The sequence below is a fragment of the Curtobacterium sp. Leaf154 genome (assembly GCF_001424595.1).
GTDB lineage: Bacteria > Actinomycetota > Actinomycetes > Actinomycetales > Microbacteriaceae > Curtobacterium > Curtobacterium poinsettiae.
In genome coordinates this window covers 363,463-383,579 of sequence record NZ_LMOS01000001.1, presented here as the reverse complement: position 1 = coordinate 383,579, position 20,117 = coordinate 363,463, and the positions used below count along the sequence as shown (strand labels likewise).

Here is a 20,117-nt window from a genome sequence, read left to right as displayed (position 1 = left end):
TTCGTGGGGCTGTCGGCCCACTCTATTCTCGGGACCCGACAACGGACGGGAGGCCCGTGGCGGTGTCGCCACGGGCCTCCCGTCCGTCCTGTGGTCGCGTCAGCGACCCGTGCGCACGTCGCTCCTGTCGTTCAACGGACTCAGACGAGCGAGCGGAGCACGTACTGCAGGATGCCGCCGTTGCGGTAGTAGTCGGCCTCGCCGGGGGTGTCGATGCGGACGACCGCGTCGAACTCGATCGGCTGCTTGCCGGCCGGCGAGTGCTCGCTCGGCGTCGCGGTGACGTGCACCGTCTTCGGGGTGCGGCCCTCGTTCAGCTCGGTCAGCCCGGAGATCGACACGAACTCGGTGCCGTCGAGGCCGAGGGACTCGACCGTCTCGCCCGCCGGGAACTGCAGCGGGACGACGCCCATGCCGATGAGGTTCGAGCGGTGGATCCGCTCGAAGCTCTCGGTGATGACCGCACGGACACCGAGCAGGTTCGTGCCCTTCGCCGCCCAGTCACGGGACGAGCCGGAGCCGTACTCCTTGCCACCGAAGATGACGAGCGGGATGCCCTGCGCCTGGTAGTGCTCCGAGGCGTCGTAGATGAACGACTGCTCGCCGTCCGGCGTCGTGAAGTCACGGGTGTACCCGCCCTCGACGCCGTCCAGCAGCTGGTTGCGCAGACGGATGTTCGCGAAGGTGCCGCGGATCATGACCTCGTGGTTGCCGCGACGCGAGCCGTAGGAGTTGAAGTCCTTGCGGTCGACGCCGTGCTCGGCGAGGTACTGACCGGCGGGGCTGTCGGCCTTGATCGAACCGGCCGGCGAGATGTGGTCGGTCGTGACCGAGTCGCCGAGCTTCGCGAGCACCCGCGCACCGGAGATGTCCGACACCGCGTCGGGCTGCATCGTCATGCCCTCGAAGTACGGGGGCTTCCGGACGTAGGTCGACTCCTGGTCCCACTCGAAGGTGTCGCCCGTCGGGGTCGGCAGGTTCTTCCAGCGGTCGTCACCCTCGAACACGGAGCCGTACTCGTGGGTGAACATCTCGGTGTCGATCGAGGTGTCGATGACCTGCTGCACCTCGGCCGCGTCGGGCCAGATGTCGGTCAGGTAGACGTCGTTGCCGTCCTGGTCGGTACCCAGGGCGTCCTTGTCGAAGTCGAAGTGCATCGACCCGGCGAGGGCGTACGCGATGACCAGCGGCGGGGACGCCAGGTAGTTCATCTTCACGTCGGGGTTGATGCGGCCCTCGAAGTTGCGGTTGCCCGAGAGCACCGCGGTGACGGCGAGGTCGTTGTCCTGCACTGCCTGCGAGATCTCCTCGGGCAGGGGGCCGGAGTTGCCGATGCAGGTCGTGCAGCCGTAGCCGACCGTGTAGAAGCCGAGCTGCTCGAGGTAGGTGGTGAGACCGGCCTTCTCGTAGTAGTCGGTGACGACCTTCGACCCCGGCGCGAGGGTGGTCTTCACCCAGGGCTTCGCGGTGAGGCCCTTCTGCGCGGCGTTCCGGGCGAGGATGCCGGCGGCCATCATGACCGACGGGTTCGACGTGTTCGTGCACGACGTGATCGCGGCGATCGCCACGGCACCGTGGTCGATCGTGAACGGGTCGCCGTCGGCGATGGCGACCGAGGTCGGCTTCGAGACGGTGCCGGGCGCGCTCGAAGCGTGCACGGGGACCTCGGACCCGGGGGCGTCCTGCAGGTCGTCCACGGCGTGCTCGTCACCGGGGGCCGCGGCCACCGGGTCGGACGCCGGGAACGTGTCGGCGACGGCCTTGTCCTCTTCGCTGTGGTCGATGCTCGCGTAGTTGGCGAGGTCGACCTCGAACTGGTCCTTGGCCTTCGACAGCTCGATGCGGTCCTGCGGACGCTTCGGGCCCGAGATGGAGGGCACGACCGTGGACAGGTCGAGCTCCATGTACTCGGAGTAGTTGGGCTCGACCGAGGCGTCGTGCCACAGGCCCTGGGCCTTGGAGTACGCCTCGACCAGGGCGATCTGCGCCTCGTCGCGACCGGTCAGGCGCAGGTAGTCGAGCGTGACGTCGTCGACCGGGAAGATCGCCGCGGTGGAACCGAACTCGGGCGACATGTTGCCGATGGTGGCGCGGTTGGCGAGCGGGACGGCGCTGACGCCCTCGCCGTAGAACTCGACGAACTTGCCGACGACGCCGTGCTTGCGGAGCTCCTGCGTGATGGTGAGCACCACGTCGGTCGCGGTCACGCCGGCGGGGATCTCGCCGGAGAGCTTGAAGCCGACGACCTTCGGGATGAGCATCGACACGGGCTGGCCGAGCATCGCGGCCTCGGCCTCGATGCCGCCGACGCCCCAGCCGAGCACGCCGAGGCCGTTCACCATCGTGGTGTGCGAGTCGGTGCCGACCAGGGTGTCCGGGTACGCGTAGGTCTCACCGTCGAAGTCACGGGTGTAGGTGACCTTCGCCAGGTACTCGATGTTCACCTGGTGCACGATGCCGGTGCCGGGCGGGACGACCTTGAAGTCCTCGAACGCGGTCTGGCCCCAGCGGAGGAACTGGTAGCGCTCACCGTTCCGCTCGTACTCCAGGTCGGTGTTGCGCTGCAGGGCGTCCGTGCTGCCGAACAGGTCGGCGATGACGGAGTGGTCGATGACCATCTCGGCCGGCGACAGCGGGTTGATCTTGTTCGGGTCGCCGCCGATGTCCGCCATGGCCTCGCGCATGGTGGCGAGGTCGACGATGCACGGCACACCCGTGAAGTCCTGCATGACGACGCGCGCCGGCGAGAACTGGATCTCGGTGTCGGGTTCCGCGTCGGGCCGCCAGGAGCCGAGCGCCCGGATCTGCCCCTCGGTGACGTTCTTGCCGTCCTCGGTGCGGAGGAGGTTCTCGAGCAGCACCTTCAGGCTGTAGGGCAACTTCTCGTGCCCGGGAACCGAGTCGATCCGGTGGATCGCGTAGTCGACACCCCCAACCGACAGTGTGTCCTTCGAGCCGAAGCTATTGACTGCAGCCACCGTGCCGCCTCCCTACTGATCGGTTTGCCCTCATCCTCGCGGGCCGTGGACCGTCCCACCAGCAAGGCAAACCTAATCCCGCGGACACGTGCGCGCCCGGCAGGAACTATCTTGATGTCGAGAGAACTCTACACCGCGGCGACGTCGTCGCGCCGGACGAACACGGTGCGGACCAGCAGCCACGTCACCCAGAGCACCGCCGCGTACAGCGGCACGCCGAGGATGAGCTTCAGCCCGGCGAGCAGTTCGACCTGCGCTGTCAGGTAGAGCGGGACCTCCACCGCGAGCCGGACGGCGAACAGGCCGACCCAGATCCAGGTGGCGACCGTCAGGACCCGCCGCTTGACCGGGTCGGCACGCCAGTCGACGTGCGAGCCGTCCTCGTTCGCGGGCAGCAGGAAGCCGACGACGAGCCCGATGAGCGGCCAGCGGATCGCCAGCGTGATCAGCAGCCCGACGAGCCAGACCGCGTTGATGATGATGCCGGGGATGAAGTTGCTCTCCGCGCGGCCGGTGATGAGCGCGAGGCCGGCCGAGACCGCGACGCCGAGGATGCCCGCGAACGACATCGTCACCGACTGCCGCTGCACCAGCCGGAGCACCACGAACACCAGGCCGACGACCACGGGGATCACGACGCTGGGCACGAGCTCCTTCGTGATCGCGTAGACGACCAGGAACGCGAACCCGGGCAGCACCGACTCGGCGAGCCCACGAACCCCGCCGACCGCGCCCAGCAGGGCCCGACCGGACGGTGCCTCGCCGGGCGCGACGCGGGCGATGCCGGCGTTCTGCACCGCGTCACGGAACTGCGCGGAGAACGACGGCGCCACCGACGACTCAGCTGCCGGTGCAGCGGGGTCGGGGCCAGCCGTCTCGGGTCGTGGGGTGTCGTCGTGGTCCGGCACCGTGCCTCCAGGCGGGGTTGCTCGTCAGGCCGTCAGATCGCGGTCTGCGTCGACTTGGGCATGTGCAGCGGGATGAGGTCGCGCGGCGGCATCGGCGTCGTGCCGCGCACGACGACGACGCTGCGGAACAGCTCCTCGATCTCGCTGGCGTCGTCGGGCTGCTCGGCGGCCTTGCCGGCGATCACGCCGCGCAGGAACCAGCGCGGGCCGTCGACGCCGACGAAGCGGGCCGGACGGGAACCGGCGGTGCCGCCGTCACCATCCACGGCGACCGGCACGGACGCCCGGAGCTCGGGGCCGAACGGGCCGTCGACCTCGGTCACGACACCGCCCTGGCGCTCGATCTGCTCGGCGATCTGGGCGCGGATCTCGTGCCACAGGCCGGTGGACCGGGGCGCGGCGAACGGCTGGACCTGCAGCGTGGAGTCGTCGTAGTCGAGCCCGACCGCGACGACGCGCTGCGAGCCCTCCTCGACCTCGAGGCGCAGGTGCAGGCCCTCACGCGGGAGCACCTTCACCCCGCCCAGGTCGACGTAGGGGCGGACCAGGTTCGCCTCGGTCTCGTCGTGGGGGCCGTTCTCGGCCCGGTCGTCCGGAGCGGACTTGTCCGTCGGGGCGACCGCGTCGACCTCGTCGTGGTCCGCGTCTGCATCGGTCGCGATGTCGACCTCGGGGGACGTGTCCGCGACCTCGATGTCGTCGGCGACGGCGTCCGCCACCTCGACCTCGTCCTGCTTGCGTCGGCCGAACTTCATGCGCGCGTCCCTTCCTGAGCGTCTGCGGCGGCACCGTGCACGGCGCCGCTCCGGTCACCGTAGCCCGACGAGCCGAACCCGCCCTGTCCGCGGACGCTGTCCGGCAGCTCGTCGACCCGGGTGTAGGTCACCTGCGGCACCGGCATCACGATCAACTGGGCGATGCGGTCGCCCACGTGGACCTCGTACGGTTCCGTCTGGTCCGTGTTGAGCAGCGCGACCTTGATCTCGCCGCGGTAGCCGGAGTCGACGGTGCCGGGGCTGTTCACGATCGTGATGCCGTGCTTCGCCGCCAGGCCGCTGCGCGGGACCACGAACGCGGCGTACCCCTCGGGCAGCGCGATCCGCAGTCCGGTGGCGGCCAGGTGTCGCTCGCCCGGCTGCAGCACGAAGGCCTCGGTGGAGACGAGATCGGCACCCGCGTCGCCGGGGTGGGCGTGGCCGGGAGCGTGCTCCCCGGTCCAGAGGACGTCGACTGGTTCGGTCACGTGACGAGGGTAGTGCAGCCGTGACCGTTCCGTGACCTCGTCCGCTCGTGATCGAATGGACCCGTGACCCTGTACCGCGAACGACTCTGGGCCCCGCCCGCCCTGTACCTGGCGACGGCGCTCGTGATCCCCGCCACCCTGCTCGTCTTCCTCCCCATCAGCGTCCTGGCCGGCGTCCTCGTGGCGATCGGGATGGAGCTCGGGGTCCTCGTGCTCCTGTGGGTACTCGCACCCACCATCGAGGTCACCGACACCGAGTTCCGCGCGGGCAGGGCACACCTCCCCCGGACGCTCGTGGGCACGACCGAGGCGTTCGAGGGCACGGCGGCCACCGAGCAGCGCGGCCCGGCACTCGACGCCCGCGCCTGGACCCTCTTCCGCGGCTACGTGCGGGGGGTCGTCAAGGTCGAGGTACGCGACGACGCCGACCCGACGCCCTACTGGCTGGTCAGCGTCCGCCACCCGGGCAAGGTCGTCGAGGCGCTGCGGTCCTGACGGACTCCGGGCAACGGCCCTGGAGGCGCGGCTCGGCCCCGCCTCGCAGCCCACGACGAAGGCCCCGCATCCCATCGGGACGCGGGGCCTTCGCTGATCGTTGCGTCGAGGACGACGCGGCTGTGCTCGCTAGAGCGACGCGCACTCCGCGCAGACCGGTCCGAGCTTCGACTCGTGGTCGAGCTGGGAACGGTGCTTCACGAGGAAGCACTCGACGCAGGTGAACTCATCGACCTGCGGGGGCAGCACCACGACGTCGAGGTCGACGTCGCTGAGGTCCTGCCCGGCGAGTTCGAAGCTGCCGGGGTTGTCGGAATCATCGTCGACGACCCCCGACATCTTGTCGGGAACGCGCTCCTTGAGGGCCTCGATCGACTCTGAGTCAGAGTTGTCGTCGGTCTTCCGGGGGGCGTCGTAATCGGTGGCCATGCCCATCCATTCTCGTATCGAGAGGTCGTCGCCGGGTGATCGGCGGCGACAGTTTGCACCACGCCCCGCCGATGCGCAAACCGAGTGCTGCGGCGGGTCGTGCTGGCTGTGCAACCGGTGACCCGAACCGGACATTCCCGACACCCGTTGCCGGGCTCCGGCGCGCTCTCGGATCGGCCTGCGGATGTGCGCGGCACGCCCGTGCGCCTCCCCGGAAACCGTCCGTCCTCCCTGCATACTCACGGGGTACGACAGCAGGACCGTACGCGACGCTGGGAAGGCGGAACCATGCAAGACGTGAGAGTCATCGGAGTCGAGTCCGGCGCACTCCTCCTGGCGACCGACGGCGGCACCGAGTTCCGGTTGCCCGTCTCGTCGTCGCTGGCGGGTCAGGTGCGCCAGGCGAACCCCGACGCCGGTCCGCAGAAGCGGGTCTCCCCCAAGGACGTCCAGGCACGGATCCGCGGTGGCGCCGACGCCGCCGACGTGGCTGCCGCGCTCGACGTCGACGTCGAGTACGTCCGTCGCTTCGAGGGTCCGGTCCTGGCGGAGCGGGCCTTCATCCTCGACGCCTCGCACCGCGTCCCGGTCACCCCGGTCGACGACGAGGCCCCCGACACCTTCGGTCCCGCGATCACCGCGAAGCTCGAGGCCGGCGAGGCCACCGCGATCACCTGGGGCTCCTGGAAGCACCCGGAGAGCGGCTGGCAGGTCCGAGTCCGCTACACCGCGGGCGAGGTCGAGCACGACGCCCAGTGGCGTTTCGACCCGAAGACCTCGACCCTCGCGCCCGACAACGGTGACGCCCACCGGCTGTCGCACACCGACGACGAGGGCATCGCCCCGCGCCTGCGTGCGGTCGAGTTCGAGCAGCAGGACGACGACGGCACCCGCTTCGACTCCGGAGCCTTCCGCGTCGACGAGCCGGAGCAGCCGGCCGCCGAGCCCGAACCGTCCCAGCACGCACCGCTCCGTGCGCCACTGCCCCGCATCGGCCAGGCCACCGTGGAAGAACGTGCTCCCGGCAACGAGACCGCCGACCTGCTCGAGGCGCTGCGCCGTCGCCGTGGTGAGCGTGAGGCCGCGTCCTTCGGCGAACAGCGTGACGAGCCCGCCCGCGGGACCTCGATCAGCGTCGTCGACATCCCGCTGCAGGGATTCGAGGACGGCGGCGCGAACGACACCGCACCGCAGTCGACCGACGGCCGTCCGGCCTCGGCGCCGGAGCCCGAGAGCCGTGGCGAACGCAAGAAGCGCAGCCGCCGCTCGATGCCGAGCTGGGACGAGATCGTCTTCGGCACCCGCCCGGACGACGACCCCGCCTGATCCGGACCACCGCGCGGCCGCGCTGACGTCCCTAGTGGGCGAACGCGCCGGCGAGCCGGAGCGGGACGATCGTCTCCTCGTCGGTCATCGCGCCGTGCTGGCCGATCATGCGCTTCGGTGTCTCGTCCTCGCGCAGGGCTCGGTCGTCGTTGAACGCCCACGAGCCACGTGCCACGACGAGTACGTCACCGATGCGCGGCACCACCTCGTCGGACACCTGCCCGAACCACCCGGCCTCGATCGCCTCGGCACGGCTGGCGACGGACGCCTTCTTGCCGTAGCGCGCGCGGAACGCACCGACGAGGGCGCGGACGTCGGTGCCCGGTGCGACCGTGAGCTGTCGGCAGCGCGGGTCTCCTGCGACACCGACGACGTCGGTGAGCAGCAGCGGGTCGATTGCGATGTTCGCGTGGTCCGGCACGTCGAGCACACCGTGGTCCGCCGTCACCAGGACGCCCACGTCGTCGGCGCTGCGGGCTTCGAGCCGGGCGAGTTCCCCGTCGAGCAACTCGAGCGCGGCCGTCCACCGGTCGGACTGCCAGCCGGACTTGTGGCCGATCGAGTCGAGCTCCGGCACGTACAGGTAGACGAGCGACCGACCGGAGTCGGTCTCGGCCAGGGCGGCGTCGACCCGCTGGGCGATCGAGTCCGCCGAGACGTACCGCGCACCGCCGAGCACGTTCGCGGTCATCCCGGACGATCGGTACCGGTCCGGCCCGACGACGACCGGGTCGAGTCCGAGCTCAGCCGCCCGGGTGAACAGCGTCTGCGTCAGGAACCAGTCGGCGGGCACCTCGGTGTCCCAGCCTCCGAGCAGGTTCATCACGGCACCGGTGTCCGGGTTCCAGCCGCTGTAGCCGATCACCCCGTGGGTGCCGGGCGAACGGCCCGTCGTGAGCGTGCTCAGTGCGGCCGCGGTCGTGGTCGGGAACCCGCTCCGCAGCTTCTTCGCGGTGCCGGTGCCCTTCGCGCCGGTCAGCCAGCGGGCGTGCCCGGCGCGCGCGGACAGCGCGGCGGACCCGAGGCCGTCGACCAGCACGACGATCGCCGAGCGGGCGGGGCGGAGGGTGATCCGGGCCTCCAGGCCGTTGCCACGCAACCACGCATCGTCCGCAGCACCGAGCGCGACGAGGCAACTCGGGAAGACGTCGGCGAGGTTCGCGACGCCGTCGGGGGCCGTCGGTACGCTTGTTCCCATTCCACGAGTCTTCCAGACGACTCTGGTCTTCCAGAAAGGTGCCATGGCACGCACGGATGTAGTCGGCCTGCCCGACGGTGAGCGCATCGAGGACGTCGACGTCTCCGAGGAGATGCAGGGTTCCTTCCTCGAGTACGCGTACTCCGTCATCTACTCGCGGGCACTGCCCGACGCCCGCGACGGCCTGAAGCCGGTGCAGCGCCGGATCCTGTACCAGATGGCCGAGATGGGGCTGCGCCCCGACCGCGGACACGTCAAGAGCGCCCGCGTCACCGGCGAGGTGATGGGCAAGCTGCACCCGCACGGCGACGGCGCGATCTACGACGCCCTGGTCCGGATGGCCCAGCCGTTCACGATGCGCGTGCCGCTCGTCGACGGCCACGGCAACTTCGGCTCACTCGACGACGGTCCCGCTGCAGCCCGCTACACCGAGGCACGGCTCGCCGAACCGTCGATGGCGATGACCGAGGGCCTGGGCGAGGACGTCGTCGACTTCGTCCCGAACTACGACAACCAGATCATGCAGCCCGGCGTGCTGCCGGCGGCGTTCCCGAACCTGCTCGTCAACGGTGCCTCCGGCATCGCGGTGGGCATGGCGACGAACATGGCACCGCACAACCTGGGCGAGGTCGTCGAGGCCGCGAAGCACCTGCTCATGAACCCGCAGGCCACCCTCGAAGAGCTCATGGAGTTCGTGCCCGGGCCTGACCTGCCGTCCGGCGGCACCATCGTCGGGCTCTCCGGGGTCCGCGACGCCTACGCCACCGGCCGCGGTTCGTTCCGCACCCGAGCCAAGGTGAGCGTCGAGAACCTCACCCCGCGCAAGGTCGGCCTCGTCGTCACCGAGCTGCCCTACCTGGTCGGCCCCGAGCGCGTCATCGAGAAGATCAAGGACGGCGTCCAGTCCAAGAAGCTCGTCGGCATCTCGGACGTCAACGACCTGACCGACCGCAACCACGGGCTCCGGCTCGTCATCGGCATCAAGAGCGGCTTCAACCCCACCGCCGTGCTCGAGCAGCTCTACAAGCACACCCCGCTCGAGGACGGCTTCGGCATCAACAACGTCGCCCTGGTCGGCGGGTCACCCCGCACCCTCGGGCTGCGCGAGCTCCTCGACGTCTACGTGCAGCACCGGCTCGACGTCGTCACACGCCGGTCGCAGTACCGCCTGGCACGTCGCAAGGAACGGCTGCACCTGGTCGAGGGTCTGCTCATCGCGATCCTCGACATCGACGAGGTCATCCAGGTCATCCGCACGTCCGACGACTCCGAGGCGGCGCGCAACCGCCTGCGCGACGTCTTCGACCTGTCCGAGGTGCAGGCCGAGTACATCCTCGAGCTGCGCCTGCGTCGCCTGACGAAGTTCTCGCGGATGGAGCTCGAGGCCGAGCGTGACCAGCTGCTCGCCGACATCGCCGCCCTCGAAGAACTGCTGGCGTCCGACGAACGGCTCCGCGCGCAGGTCGCCCTCGAGCTGACCGAGGTCTCCGACAAGTTCGCGACCCCGCGCCGCACCCTGCTCACCGAGGCGGACGCCCCGGTCAAGGGCGGTCGGAAAGCCGCGGTCGACCCGGAGTCCCTGCAGATCGCCGACTCCCCCTGCCGCGTGCTGCTCTCGACCACCGGGCGGCTCATCCGCGTCGACATCCCGACGTCGGAACTCGGCATCGTCCGCGTGCCGAAGCGCTCGAAGCACGACGCCGTCCGCTCCGCCGTGGTGAGCACAGTCCGCGGGCAGCTCGGCGCCCTGACCTCCACCGGGCGGGTCCTGCGGCTCTCCCCCGTCGACGTCCCCGCCGTGCCGCCCGCAGCGGTCCGGCTCGACGCCGGCGTCCGGGTCACCGACTTCCTGGCGCTCACCAAGGGCGAGACGGTCGTCGCGCTCGTCGACCTCGGTGGGGCATCGTCGGACTCGCTGGCGATCGGTACCGCGCACGGCGTCGTGAAGCGCGTCGTCCCAGGCGCCTGGCCGGACAAGCCCGAGTTCGTCGCCATCGGCCTGAAGCCCGGAGACGCGGTGGTCGGTGCCGCCCAGGCCCCGGAGTCCGACGACCTGGTGTTCATCAGCTCGAACGCGCAGCTGCTGCGGTTCCCGGCGTCCGTCGTCCGGGCGCAGGGGCTGCCCGCCGGTGGAGTGGCCGGCATGGCCCTGGCCGACGGCGCCGCCGTGATCTGGTTCGGGTCCGTCGCACGCTCCGACGACGCCGTGGTCGCCACGGTGTCCACGACCTCGACCGCGCTGCCCGGTACCGACGCCGGCCGCGCCAAGGTGTCCGCGCTGTCGGAGTTCCCGGCGAAGGGCCGCGCGACCCAGGGTGTCCGGGCGCACGCGTTCCTGAAGGGCGAGGACGGGCTCACCGTCGGCTGGGCGGGCATCGCGCCGCCGCACGCCGTCGGCACCGACGGCGCCGCCCGCACCCTGCCCGACTGGCTGTCGAAGCGTGACGGGTCGGGTGCACCGCTCGAGGCCGTCATCGGCTCGATCGGCGGCAGCGCCGCGACGCTCGACGGCACCGCCGGCGAGGCGTAGGCGGGCGCCGGCCGGCCGGCCGTCCGCTGCGCGCGCTCGCTCGCTCGCGAGAGCGACAGTGTCCCGCGAACGGTTCGCGGGACACTGTCGCTTCGGCGGCACGGACCGCGCACGGAGGCGGCACGGTGTCGCTCTGGCGGCACCGAGACTCGGCCTGCGCGACATCGTTCGCCGTCCGGCACCCGAGTCCGGTCGCCCACCGCGAGACTCGCTGGCCGGGAGGCGCGGGCCAGTCGCGTCCGGACCGCTCGCGCCGCCGACGCGGAAGCGACAGAAGTCCGCGAACAGTTCGCGGGACACTGTCGCTTCGGCAGCACGGACCGCGCACGGTGGCGGCACGGTGTCGCTCTGGCGGCACCGAGACTCAGGCTGCCGCCGCGCCGCTACGCGTCGATGCGGTCGCGGTCGAGGCCCTCGCCGGCCAGGATGAACTCCTTGCGCGGCGCCACGTCGTTGCCCATCAGGAGCTCGAACACCTTCGCAGCGCCCTCGGCGTGGGTCACGTTCACCCGGCGCAGGGTTCGGTGCGCACGGTCCATCGTGGTCTCCGCCAGCTGGTCCGCGTCCATCTCACCGAGGCCCTTGTACCGCTGGATCGGCTCCTGGTACTTCTTGCCCGTCTTCTCGAGCTTCTTCAACACCGTCTGCAGCTCCTGTTCGGAGTACGTGTACAGCGTGTCGTTCGGCTTGCCGCGGTTCACCACGACGACCCGGTGCAGCGGCGGCACGGCGGCGAAGACCCGGCCCTGCTCGATCATCGGCCGCATGTACCGGAAGAACAGCGTCAGCAGCAGTGTGCGGATGTGGGCGCCGTCGACGTCGGCGTCGGACATGATGATGATCTTGCCGTAGCGGGCCTGGTCGATGTCGAACGTCCGACCCGAACCGGCACCGATGACCTGGATGATCGACGCGCACTCGACGTTCGAGAGCATGTCCGACACGGACGCCTTCTGCACGTTGAGGATCTTGCCGCGGATCGGCAGCAGCGCCTGGTACTCGCTGTTGCGCGCGAGCTTCGCGGTGCCCAGGGCCGAGTCGCCCTCGACGATGAAGAGCTCGGTGCCCTCGGTCTCCTGCGAGCGGCAGTCCGCGAGCTTCGTCGGCAGCGAGGAGTTCTCGAGCGCGTTCTTGCGCCGCTGGGTCTCCTTGTGCGCCCGCGCCGAGATGCGGGTCTTCATCTCCGACACGACCTTCTCGAGCAGGGCGGCCGACTGCGCCTTCTCGGTGCGCTGCGTCGAGGTCAGGATCTCGGTGATGCGCTTCGACACCACCTGGTCGACGATCTTGCGGACCGCCGGGGTGCCGAGGATCTCCTTCGTCTGCCCCTCGAACTGCGGCTCGGGCAACCGCACGGTCAGCACGGCGGTCATGCCGGCGAGGACGTCGTCCTTGTCGAGCTTGTCCTGCCCGACCTTGAGCTTGCGGGCGTTCGCCTCGACCTGGGCGCGGACGGCCTTCACGACACCGGACTCGAACCCAGCCTGGTGGGTGCCGCCCTTCGGCGTCGCGATGATGTTGACGAAGCTGCGGAACACGGTCTCGTAGCCACTGCCCCAGCGGAGTGCCAGGTCGACCTCGCACTCGCGCTCGACCGAGGTGGAGACCATGTGGCCCTTGTCGTCGAGCATCGGCACGGTCTCGGTGAAGGTCCCGGTGCCCTGCACACGCCAGACGTCGGTCAGGGGGCTGTCGACGGCGAGGTGCTCGACGAACTCGCCGATCCCGCCCTCGTACCGGAACCGCTCGACCACCGGGCCGGCAGCCACGGTGGTGCCCGTCGCCTCGGCACGGGCGGCAGCGGCGTCGATCGACGCAGCGCGCTCGTCGGTGATGGTGATGCCGAGCCCGGGCACGAGGAACGCCGTCTGGCGTGCACGGGTGACCAGGTCGTCGGTGCTGAACCGGGCGTCGGCGGTGAAGATCTGGCGGTCCGCCCAGTACCGGATCCGGGAACCGGTGACGCCCTTCTTGACCTTGCCCACCACACGCAGTTCACTGCCCGACGTGAAGGGCGCGAACGGGGCGTCCGGGCCGATGCCCTTGCGGTCGTCGAAGATGCCGGGCTCGCCGCGGTGGAACGATATGGCGTAGGTCTTGCCGCCACGGTCGACCTCGACGTCGAGGCGCTCCGACAGCGCGTTCACGACCGAGGCCCCGACGCCGTGCAGCCCGCCCGAGGCCGCGTACGACCCGGAGCCGAACTTGCCACCGGCGTGCAGCTTGGTGAACACGACCTCGACCCCGGTCAGGCCGGTCTTCGGTTCGACGTCGACGGGGATGCCGCGGGCGGTGTCGCGGACCTCGACCGAGCCGTCGGCGTGCAGCACGACGCCGATCTCATCACCGTGTCCCGCCAGGGCTTCGTCCACCGAGTTGTCGATGATCTCCCACAGGCAGTGCATGAGGCCGCGGGAGTCCGTCGACCCGATGTACATGCCCGGCCGCTTCCGGACCGCCTCGAGCCCTTCGAGGACGGAGAGATGGCGTGCGGAGTAGTCGGAGCTCACCGTCGGAGTTTACCGAGCGGCACCGACAGCACCGTGTGGACACTCGCACTGGGGCCATCCGATCCGCGCTGAGCGAAACAGGCCGCGACAATGCGTCGCTCCCAGGCATCACGTGTTGAAATGGTGCAACCACCCGGCACCACCTGCGATCCGTGAGGAGCACAGCAATGACCCAGACCGTGCAGGACCCCTCCATCGACGAAGTCAGCAACCACCAGCTGACCGCCGCCGACCGTTGCGACAGCTGCGGGGCGCAGGCCTACATCCGAGCCACCATGTCGAGCGGCGAGCTCTACTTCTGCGCCCACCACGGCGCCGAGTTCAAGGACAAGCTCGCGGCGACCGCCATCGAGTGGCACGACGAGAGCAGCCGACTCTACGAGTCGAAGTAGTCGCAACCGACACGCAGACAGGAGGCGCGGTGCCAGCTGGCACCGCGCCTCCTGTCCGTCTGCAGCCCGGCTCAGAACGCGCGGACACGACGAAGGCCGGGTCCCGTCGGGACCCGGCCTTCTGCTTCGTGCGTCAGGCGATGCGCTTGAACGCCTTGTCGACGTAGCGGTCGACCGTGGCGCGCGCTTCCCGTGCGTAGCGGTCGATGGTCGCCGTCTGCTCCGCGTCGGGCGCGTACTCGCGGCCCAGCCGTGCGGCGGCTGCGGCGAGGACACCGTCGGTCAGCTGCGGGTTGAGCGGCAGGACCGGACCCTGGGTGTGCGTGCCGAAGGAGTTCCCGGCGATCGCGCCCTCGACCGGGGAGCCGGCCTGGTTGCCGCCGCCGGAGACGACGTCGGCGAAGGGGGTGACCCCGGCTGCGAGCTCGATGCGGGTGGCGTGGTCCTCGAAGCCGGCGAGACGCTTCGGTGCTCCGGGGAGCAGCGGGTACCGGGTCTCGAGGACGAAGTAGTTCACGCGGCGATCGGCGCCGCGGACTGCTCGCGCGTCGAACACGCCGAAGCCCGCGACCGGCGCGCCCTCGGTCGGTACGACCTCGTTCGTCGCGAGGTCGAACCCACCGCCGACGGCGAGCACCGGCACACCATCGGTCGCGAACGCGCGGAGCGCCCCGCCGATGCGTGTGACGTCGTCGCCCAGGGAACGCATGGCGCTGAGCGGACCGTTGCCGATCACGACGACGTCCGCCGTGGTCGGCAGGTCGTCACCGGGCGCGTACTCGAGGACCTGGGTCTCGATGTCCGCGGCGGCCGCACGTCGGACCAGCGCCGCGACGTTGCCGCGGTCGCCCGAGACACCCATCTGCCGGGGGTAGACGTGCAGGATGGTCAGCCGGTCGGCCGTCATGCGGTCTTCTCCATGTCCGGGTGGCCGAGGGCCTTGCGGGCGATCATCATGATCTCGTAGTTGACGATGAAGTTCTTCGTCCCGCGGGTCGTCGAACCGAGCTGCTCCATGTGCTTGATGGCAGCCTCGACGTCGGGCTCGACCCGGCCGATGCGGACACCGGCATGCTCGAGCGCGATCGCGATTTGCCACGCCTTGTCGCCCGAGACGACGTCCACGTGGTCGAGCTTCGAGAAGTCGATGTCGTAGATCCAGGAGATGTCCGGCGTGCCCTCGTCGATCGCCATGAGGACCTGCTCGGGCTGGTCCGGCAGGGCGTCGAGGTTGAGCTGCAGGCTCGCGGCGTTCTTGAACATCGTGAACTCGGCGGACTCGCCCGCGATGGGGAGCCGCTCGCCACGGCCGTAGGCCGGCTTCATCGTGCCGAAGGCCTTCGTCACGGCGTCGGCGCGGAACTGCGCACCGAGGGCCGCACTCGCCGTCGCGGTGGCCGCGGCGGCGTCGACCGCGTAGTGCAGGCCGCGGGCGGGCAGACGGAGCGGGATCTCGGCACCGTCGAAGCGGATCGTCGCGCCGTCGCCCGTGTGGGCCACGACCTCGGCGTCGGCGGTGTGCTGGGCACGGTCACCGGCGTCGAACGAGTCGGCGTTCTGCAGGCCGTTCGGCGCTGCGGCGATGACCTCGTCGCTCGCACCGAACCGCAGGACGCGCTGCCCCGGGGTGCCGCTGTAGCCGTCGAGGAACTGGTCGTCGTGGTTCGTGATGACGTTCGCCGTCGACAGTGCGGCGGTGTCGAGCATCATCGTCGCCACACGCTCGGTCTCGAAGAACCGGTACAGCTGGTCGACCTGCACGTTGAGCATCGTCACCGTCGAGGGCGACAGGATGCCGGCGAGCTCCACCGCGAAGGCCTCGTCGACCTCGAGGATGCCGATGTCCGCCTTGAGACGGCCGGTCAGCGAGACCTCGGACAGCAGGGCCGACGCGATGCCCTGCGGCAGGTTCGCGCCCGACGGGTTCGTGAAGACACGGAGCCCGTGGGCCCGGACGATGTCGGAGATCATGTGCGTCGTCGTCGACTTGCCGTTCGAACCGAGCACGAAGACGACGCCGTTCGGGAACTGCTTCGTCACGTGCTGCAGGAAGTCCGGCACGAGCTTCAGGACGATGAACCCCGGGTAGGCGGATCCACCGCCCCGCGCACGGGCGAGGGCACGGAGGATCCGCCCGATCAGGATCGGGATGAAGAAGCGCATGCCGGCTTACTCGAGGTAGTCGCGCAGCGACTGCGACCGCGACGGGTGGCGGAGCTTCGCCATCGTCTTGGACTCGATCTGACGGATGCGCTCGCGCGTCACGCCGAACGTGTCACCGATCTGGTCGAGGGTCTTCGGCTGGCCGTCGCCCAGGCCGAAGCGCATGCGGATGACGCCCGCCTCGCGCTCGGACAGGGAGTCGAGCAGGCTCTCGAGCTGCTTCTGCAGCATCGTGAAGCCCACCGCGTCGGCCGGCACGACCGCCTCGGTGTCCTCGATGAGGTCACCGAACTCGGAGTCGCCGTCCTCACCCAGGGGCGTGTGCAGCGAGATCGGCTCGCGACCGTACTTCTGCACCTCGACGACCTTCTCCGGGGTCATGTCGAGCTCGCGTGCGAGCTCTTCCGGAGTGGGTTCGCGACCGAGGTCCTGCAGCATCTGGCGCTGCACGCGGGCGAGCTTGTTGATGACCTCGACCATGTGCACCGGGATGCGGATGGTGCGGGCCTGGTCGGCCATGGCGCGGGTGATGGCCTGACGGATCCACCAGGTCGCGTAGGTCGAGAACTTGAAGCCCTTGGTGTAGTCGAACTTCTCGACCGCACGGATCAGGCCCAGGTTGCCTTCCTGGATGAGGTCCAGGAACTGCATGCCGCGACCGGTGTAGCGCTTGGCCAGCGAGACGACCAGACGGAGGTTCGCGCCGAGCAGGTGCGACTTCGCACGCTGACCGTCACGGGCGACCCAGCGCAGCTCACGCTCGGCGGGCTTCGACAGCCCCGTCGAGTGCTGCAGCTTGTCCTCGGCGAACAGGCCGGCCTCGATGCGCATCGCGAGCTCGACCTCCTGCTCGGCGTTGAGCAGGGCGACCTTGCCGATCTGCTTGAGGTAGTCCTTCACCGGGTCGGCGGTGGCACCCGTGATGGTCGTGGAGTAGACCGGTGCCTCGTCGTCGTCGGTCTGCGAGATGACGAGCGCACCGGCGGCGACCGCGGCAGCGGCGTCCGGCTTGGCCGTCTTGTCGTCGGTGTCGTCGGCCTCGTCGGTCGGCTCCTCGACCGGCTCGTCCGAGGCGATGGCCTCGTCGACGGCGTCGGTCTTCTTCGCCTTGGGTGCTGCCTTCTTGGCAGGCGCCTTCTTGGCAGGGGCCTTCGTGGCGGGGGCCTTCGTGGCGGGGGCCTTCGTGGCGCGCTTCTTCGGCGCTGCGGTGCCCTCGGTGGCGGTGGCGTCCTCTGCCACAGCGCCCTCGGGCTCGGTGTCCTTCGTGGGATCGATCGTCGTGCTCCGGGCAGCCATGCGATCACCTCTCTCGTCGTGCCACGTTCGTGGGGTCGTGGCTTCCCTCGCCGCCCAGGTCCCGCGCCGCAGTCCCCCGCGTCGTACGAGTCCTACCGTTCCGGGCAGCACTAGGACCCATGTCAAGTCCCCCGAGTTCACCGGCGCACCGAAGTGCTCCGACAGACAGGGGTCCCGAACGGGTCCGTGATCATTATTGCACGTGCCGCCTCCGCAGGCGTGCAACGAGTGCAACCCAGAGTGGTCCGACGCGTATTCCCTCTTCCGAGTGCAGCACCCGACGGGTCCGGCGGCGGGCGTGCAGGAGCATCCCGACGCCGAACCCGACCACGACGTACTGCACCGTGAGGGCGATCCGGAAGTTCTCCCAGGCGAACACCGTGGTGCCCGATGCCCGCGCCGCCACGTCGAGGACGACGCCGATCAGGTACATCATCACGAACGCCGCGAGGAACCCGCCGACGTTCACCACACCGTTCGCCGAGCCGAGCGAGCCGACCGGGTTGAAGGTCCGGGCGAAGTCGAAGCCGATGAGCGAACCGGGTCCGCCGATGCCCATCGCGACGACGAGCAGCACGAGCAGCCAGGTCGGCGGGTGCCCGGGCCAGAGCAGGATCGCCGTCCAGAGCACCGCGAGCAGCACGACCACGCCGAGCACCAGGTTCGACCGGCGCATCGGGAACCGTGCGCAGAGCACGCCGAGCACCGGACCGGCGACGAACCCGACCACCACGATGATCGTGAGGAAGCCCGCCGCCTCGCCCGGGGAGTACCCGAGTCCCCGGAGCATCGGGACGCCCCACAGCAGCGAGAACACCGTGCCCGAGGACTGCGTGACGTAGTGCGACCAGAACCCGAGCTGTGTGCCGGGGCGCCGGAGCGCGTGCCCGAAGGTGCTGAACGCGGCACCCCACGAGTGCGGCAGCGGGATCGTGTCGGTCCGCACCGGCACCGGACCGTTCCGGACGAACACGGCGGCGAGCACCAGACCGACCGCGCTGGCCGCGGCAGCGACGCCGAACGCCGGGGTCCACCCCACCGAGTGCAGGAGCACGGCGAACGGGAACGCCGACAGGACCTGGCCGATCTGCCCGAGGTTGCCCGTCCACTGGGAGATCTGCGGCAGGATCCGACCGCTGAACCACATCGGCACCAGGCGGATCACCGAGATGAAGGTCATCGCGTCGCCGGCCCCGACGAGCACCCGCCCCGCGATGGCCGGCCCGATCGAGGGCGACACCGCGACGATCGCCTGTCCGACGACCAGCAGTGCGGCACCGAGGAGCACCAGCCGACGCGGTCCGACGCGGTCGAGCGCGATCCCCACCGGGATCTGCAGCCCCGCGTAGACGGCGATCTGCACCACGGCGAGCGTCGACAGGACGGCCGCCGAGACGGCGAACCGGTCCTGCGCGTCGACGCCGGACACTCCGAGCGAGGACCGTTGCACGACGGCGAGGACGTACGCGAGGACCGCGACGCCCCAGATCAGGAAGGCACGACGGGAGTTCACCGGACCAGGCTACCGACGCGTTCCCACGTCGATACGCGACAGCCGTCGCGAACGCGGGTCACGTCGTGCAGGTGACGACGGAACGGCCTGGAGGCGCGGTGCGGGCCCGCACCGAGCCTCCAGGCCGTCCTGTCGGAGCGTCCTGATCCGACGCGACGGTCAGTCGGTCGCGTCGCCCTGGGTGCGCCGGTCGGCCAGGAAGCGCTCGAGCTCGGCGGCGATCGCGTCGGCGGTCGGCACCTCGCCGTCGACGCCGGTGAGCGGCGACGCGACGGGGTTGCCCTCCATGTAGGTGTCATGCCGTTCCTCGAGCACGGAGACCAGGCGCTGCAGCTCGGCGTTGCCGGCCACCTGTTCCTCGACGCGCGTCAGGAACTCGCGACCCGACTCGCGCAGGGCGTCCGTCGGGAAGATCAGTCCGGTCGCGGCGGCGATGCCGGAGAGCGCTGCGACGGCGGCGTCCGGGAACTCAGTGTCTGACAGGTAGTGCGGCACGAGCAGCACGAGCCCCGTCACCTGCGCACCCGTCTCGGCGAGGCGGTGCTCGACCAGGTGCAGGACGTTCGCCGGTGCCTGGGTCTCGGGCTTCCAGACGCTCATCTGCTCGACGAGGTCGGCCCGGGTGCCCGAGACGGTGAGGCTGATCGGACGGGTGTGCGGGACCGGCATCGGGATCGACTGCACCCAGGTGGTGTCGGCGACCTGCAGGTCGGCGGCGAGCCCGGTGACGGCGCGGACGAAGCGGTTCCACTGGAAGTCCGGCTCGTAGCCCGACAGGAACAGGAACGGCTGGCCGATCTCGTCGCGCACCAGGTGCAGTGCAAGACGGGGCGGTTCGACGGCGCTGATGTGGTCGTGCTCGAAGGTGATGACCGGACGACGGGCACGCCAGTCGAGCAGCACGTCGGGGTCGAACTCGGCGACGAGCTCGGTGTCGAGGTCCTCGAGGATCGAGTTCGTCACCTGTGCGACGGCGGAACCGGCATCGGCGAACCCGGTCAGCCCGGCGACCAGGTGCAACCCCGCCGGGACGGTCGGGGCGTCCGCGTCGAACGTGTAGAGCTCCTCAGGGTGGTTCACCGTCCCCATGCTAGGCGGGGCCCCCGACGTCCCCCGTGCGCGACGACGACGCCGAC

The 20,117-nt window shown here is 70.2% G+C and carries 16 protein-coding genes; 4 read left to right on the top strand and 12 right to left on the bottom strand.

What is annotated here, in order from left to right:
* Nucleotides 1-140: 140 nt before the first annotated feature.
* The 4 genes from ASF75_RS01790 to dut form a co-directional block, all read right to left on the bottom strand.
* Nucleotides 141-2,978 (bottom strand): aconitate hydratase, encoded by a 2,838-nt coding sequence (locus tag ASF75_RS01790; protein WP_056068473.1) that lies wholly within the window; start codon nt 2,976-2,978, stop codon nt 141-143.
* A 128-nt stretch (nt 2,979-3,106) separates the two neighbouring features.
* Nucleotides 3,107-3,886, bottom strand: a complete 780-nt coding sequence (locus ASF75_RS01785; protein ID WP_017886102.1) for a DUF3159 domain-containing protein — start codon at nt 3,884-3,886, stop codon at nt 3,107-3,109.
* A 32-nt stretch (nt 3,887-3,918) separates the two neighbouring features.
* Nucleotides 3,919-4,641, bottom strand: coding sequence for a DUF3710 domain-containing protein (locus ASF75_RS01780; RefSeq protein ID WP_017886101.1), 723 nt, complete (start codon nt 4,639-4,641; stop codon nt 3,919-3,921).
* Nucleotides 4,638-5,129, bottom strand: a complete 492-nt coding sequence (gene dut, locus ASF75_RS01775) for a dUTP diphosphatase (protein WP_017886100.1) — start codon at nt 5,127-5,129, stop codon at nt 4,638-4,640. The genes ASF75_RS01780 and dut overlap by 4 nt, the downstream gene beginning before the upstream one ends.
* Before the next feature lie 63 nt (nt 5,130-5,192).
* On the opposite strand from dut, the gene ASF75_RS01770 reads away from it, so the two are divergent.
* Nucleotides 5,193-5,624, top strand: a complete 432-nt coding sequence (locus tag ASF75_RS01770) for a DUF3093 domain-containing protein (RefSeq protein ID WP_042537043.1) — start codon at nt 5,193-5,195, stop codon at nt 5,622-5,624.
* Nucleotides 5,625-5,753: 129 nt separating this feature from the next.
* Here ASF75_RS01770 and ASF75_RS01765 read toward each other — a convergent pair whose 3' ends face one another.
* Entirely contained in the window at nt 5,754-6,053 is a 300-nt protein-coding gene (locus tag ASF75_RS01765; RefSeq protein ID WP_017886098.1) for a DUF4193 domain-containing protein, read from the bottom strand.
* A 297-nt stretch (nt 6,054-6,350) separates the two neighbouring features.
* On the opposite strand from ASF75_RS01765, the gene sepH reads away from it, so the two are divergent.
* A complete protein-coding gene (sepH, locus tag ASF75_RS01760) occupies nt 6,351-7,379 on the top strand; it encodes a septation protein SepH (protein WP_159556382.1) in 1,029 nt (342 codons plus the stop codon).
* 31 nt (nt 7,380-7,410) lie between these two features.
* Here sepH and ASF75_RS01755 read toward each other — a convergent pair whose 3' ends face one another.
* Nucleotides 7,411-8,577 carry an alkaline phosphatase family protein gene (locus tag ASF75_RS01755; protein ID WP_056068471.1) on the bottom strand — a complete coding sequence of 389 codons (1,167 nt, stop codon included), beginning with the start codon at nt 8,575-8,577 and terminating at the stop codon, nt 7,411-7,413.
* Between the two features lie 43 nt (nt 8,578-8,620).
* Here ASF75_RS01755 and ASF75_RS01750 point away from each other — a divergent pair, with 43 nt between their 5' ends.
* Complete coding sequence (locus ASF75_RS01750) at nt 8,621-11,107, top strand: DNA topoisomerase (ATP-hydrolyzing) subunit A (protein WP_056068470.1); 2,487 nt, start codon at nt 8,621-8,623, stop codon at nt 11,105-11,107.
* A 383-nt stretch (nt 11,108-11,490) separates the two neighbouring features.
* Here the strand turns inward: ASF75_RS01750 and ASF75_RS01745 are convergent, their stop codons facing one another.
* Entirely contained in the window at nt 11,491-13,617 is a 2,127-nt protein-coding gene (locus ASF75_RS01745; RefSeq protein ID WP_056068469.1) for a DNA gyrase/topoisomerase IV subunit B, read from the bottom strand.
* A gap of 167 nt (nt 13,618-13,784) precedes the next feature.
* Between ASF75_RS01745 and ASF75_RS01740 the strand changes: the two genes are divergently transcribed.
* Nucleotides 13,785-14,009, top strand: a complete 225-nt coding sequence (locus ASF75_RS01740) for a hypothetical protein (protein WP_017886093.1) — start codon at nt 13,785-13,787, stop codon at nt 14,007-14,009.
* Between the two features lie 133 nt (nt 14,010-14,142).
* Here the strand turns inward: ASF75_RS01740 and ASF75_RS01735 are convergent, their stop codons facing one another.
* From ASF75_RS01735 to ASF75_RS01715, 5 genes are all read right to left on the bottom strand, one after another.
* Nucleotides 14,143-14,916, bottom strand: coding sequence for a type 1 glutamine amidotransferase (locus ASF75_RS01735; protein WP_056068467.1), 774 nt, complete (start codon nt 14,914-14,916; stop codon nt 14,143-14,145).
* Nucleotides 14,913-16,172: a MurT ligase domain-containing protein gene (locus ASF75_RS01730; RefSeq protein WP_056068465.1), complete on the bottom strand. Its 1,260-nt coding sequence runs from the start codon at nt 16,170-16,172 to the stop codon at nt 14,913-14,915. The genes ASF75_RS01735 and ASF75_RS01730 overlap by 4 nt, the downstream gene beginning before the upstream one ends.
* A 6-nt stretch (nt 16,173-16,178) precedes the next feature.
* Nucleotides 16,179-17,540, bottom strand: a complete 1,362-nt coding sequence (locus tag ASF75_RS01725) for an RNA polymerase sigma factor (RefSeq protein ID WP_414835787.1) — start codon at nt 17,538-17,540, stop codon at nt 16,179-16,181.
* A gap of 121 nt (nt 17,541-17,661) precedes the next feature.
* Nucleotides 17,662-18,981 carry an MFS transporter gene (locus tag ASF75_RS01720; RefSeq protein ID WP_042537033.1) on the bottom strand — a complete coding sequence of 440 codons (1,320 nt, stop codon included), beginning with the start codon at nt 18,979-18,981 and terminating at the stop codon, nt 17,662-17,664.
* Between the two features lie 159 nt (nt 18,982-19,140).
* A complete protein-coding gene (locus ASF75_RS01715) occupies nt 19,141-20,070 on the bottom strand; it encodes a proteasome assembly chaperone family protein (RefSeq protein ID WP_042537031.1) in 930 nt (309 codons plus the stop codon).
* Nucleotides 20,071-20,117: the final 47 nt, after the last annotated feature.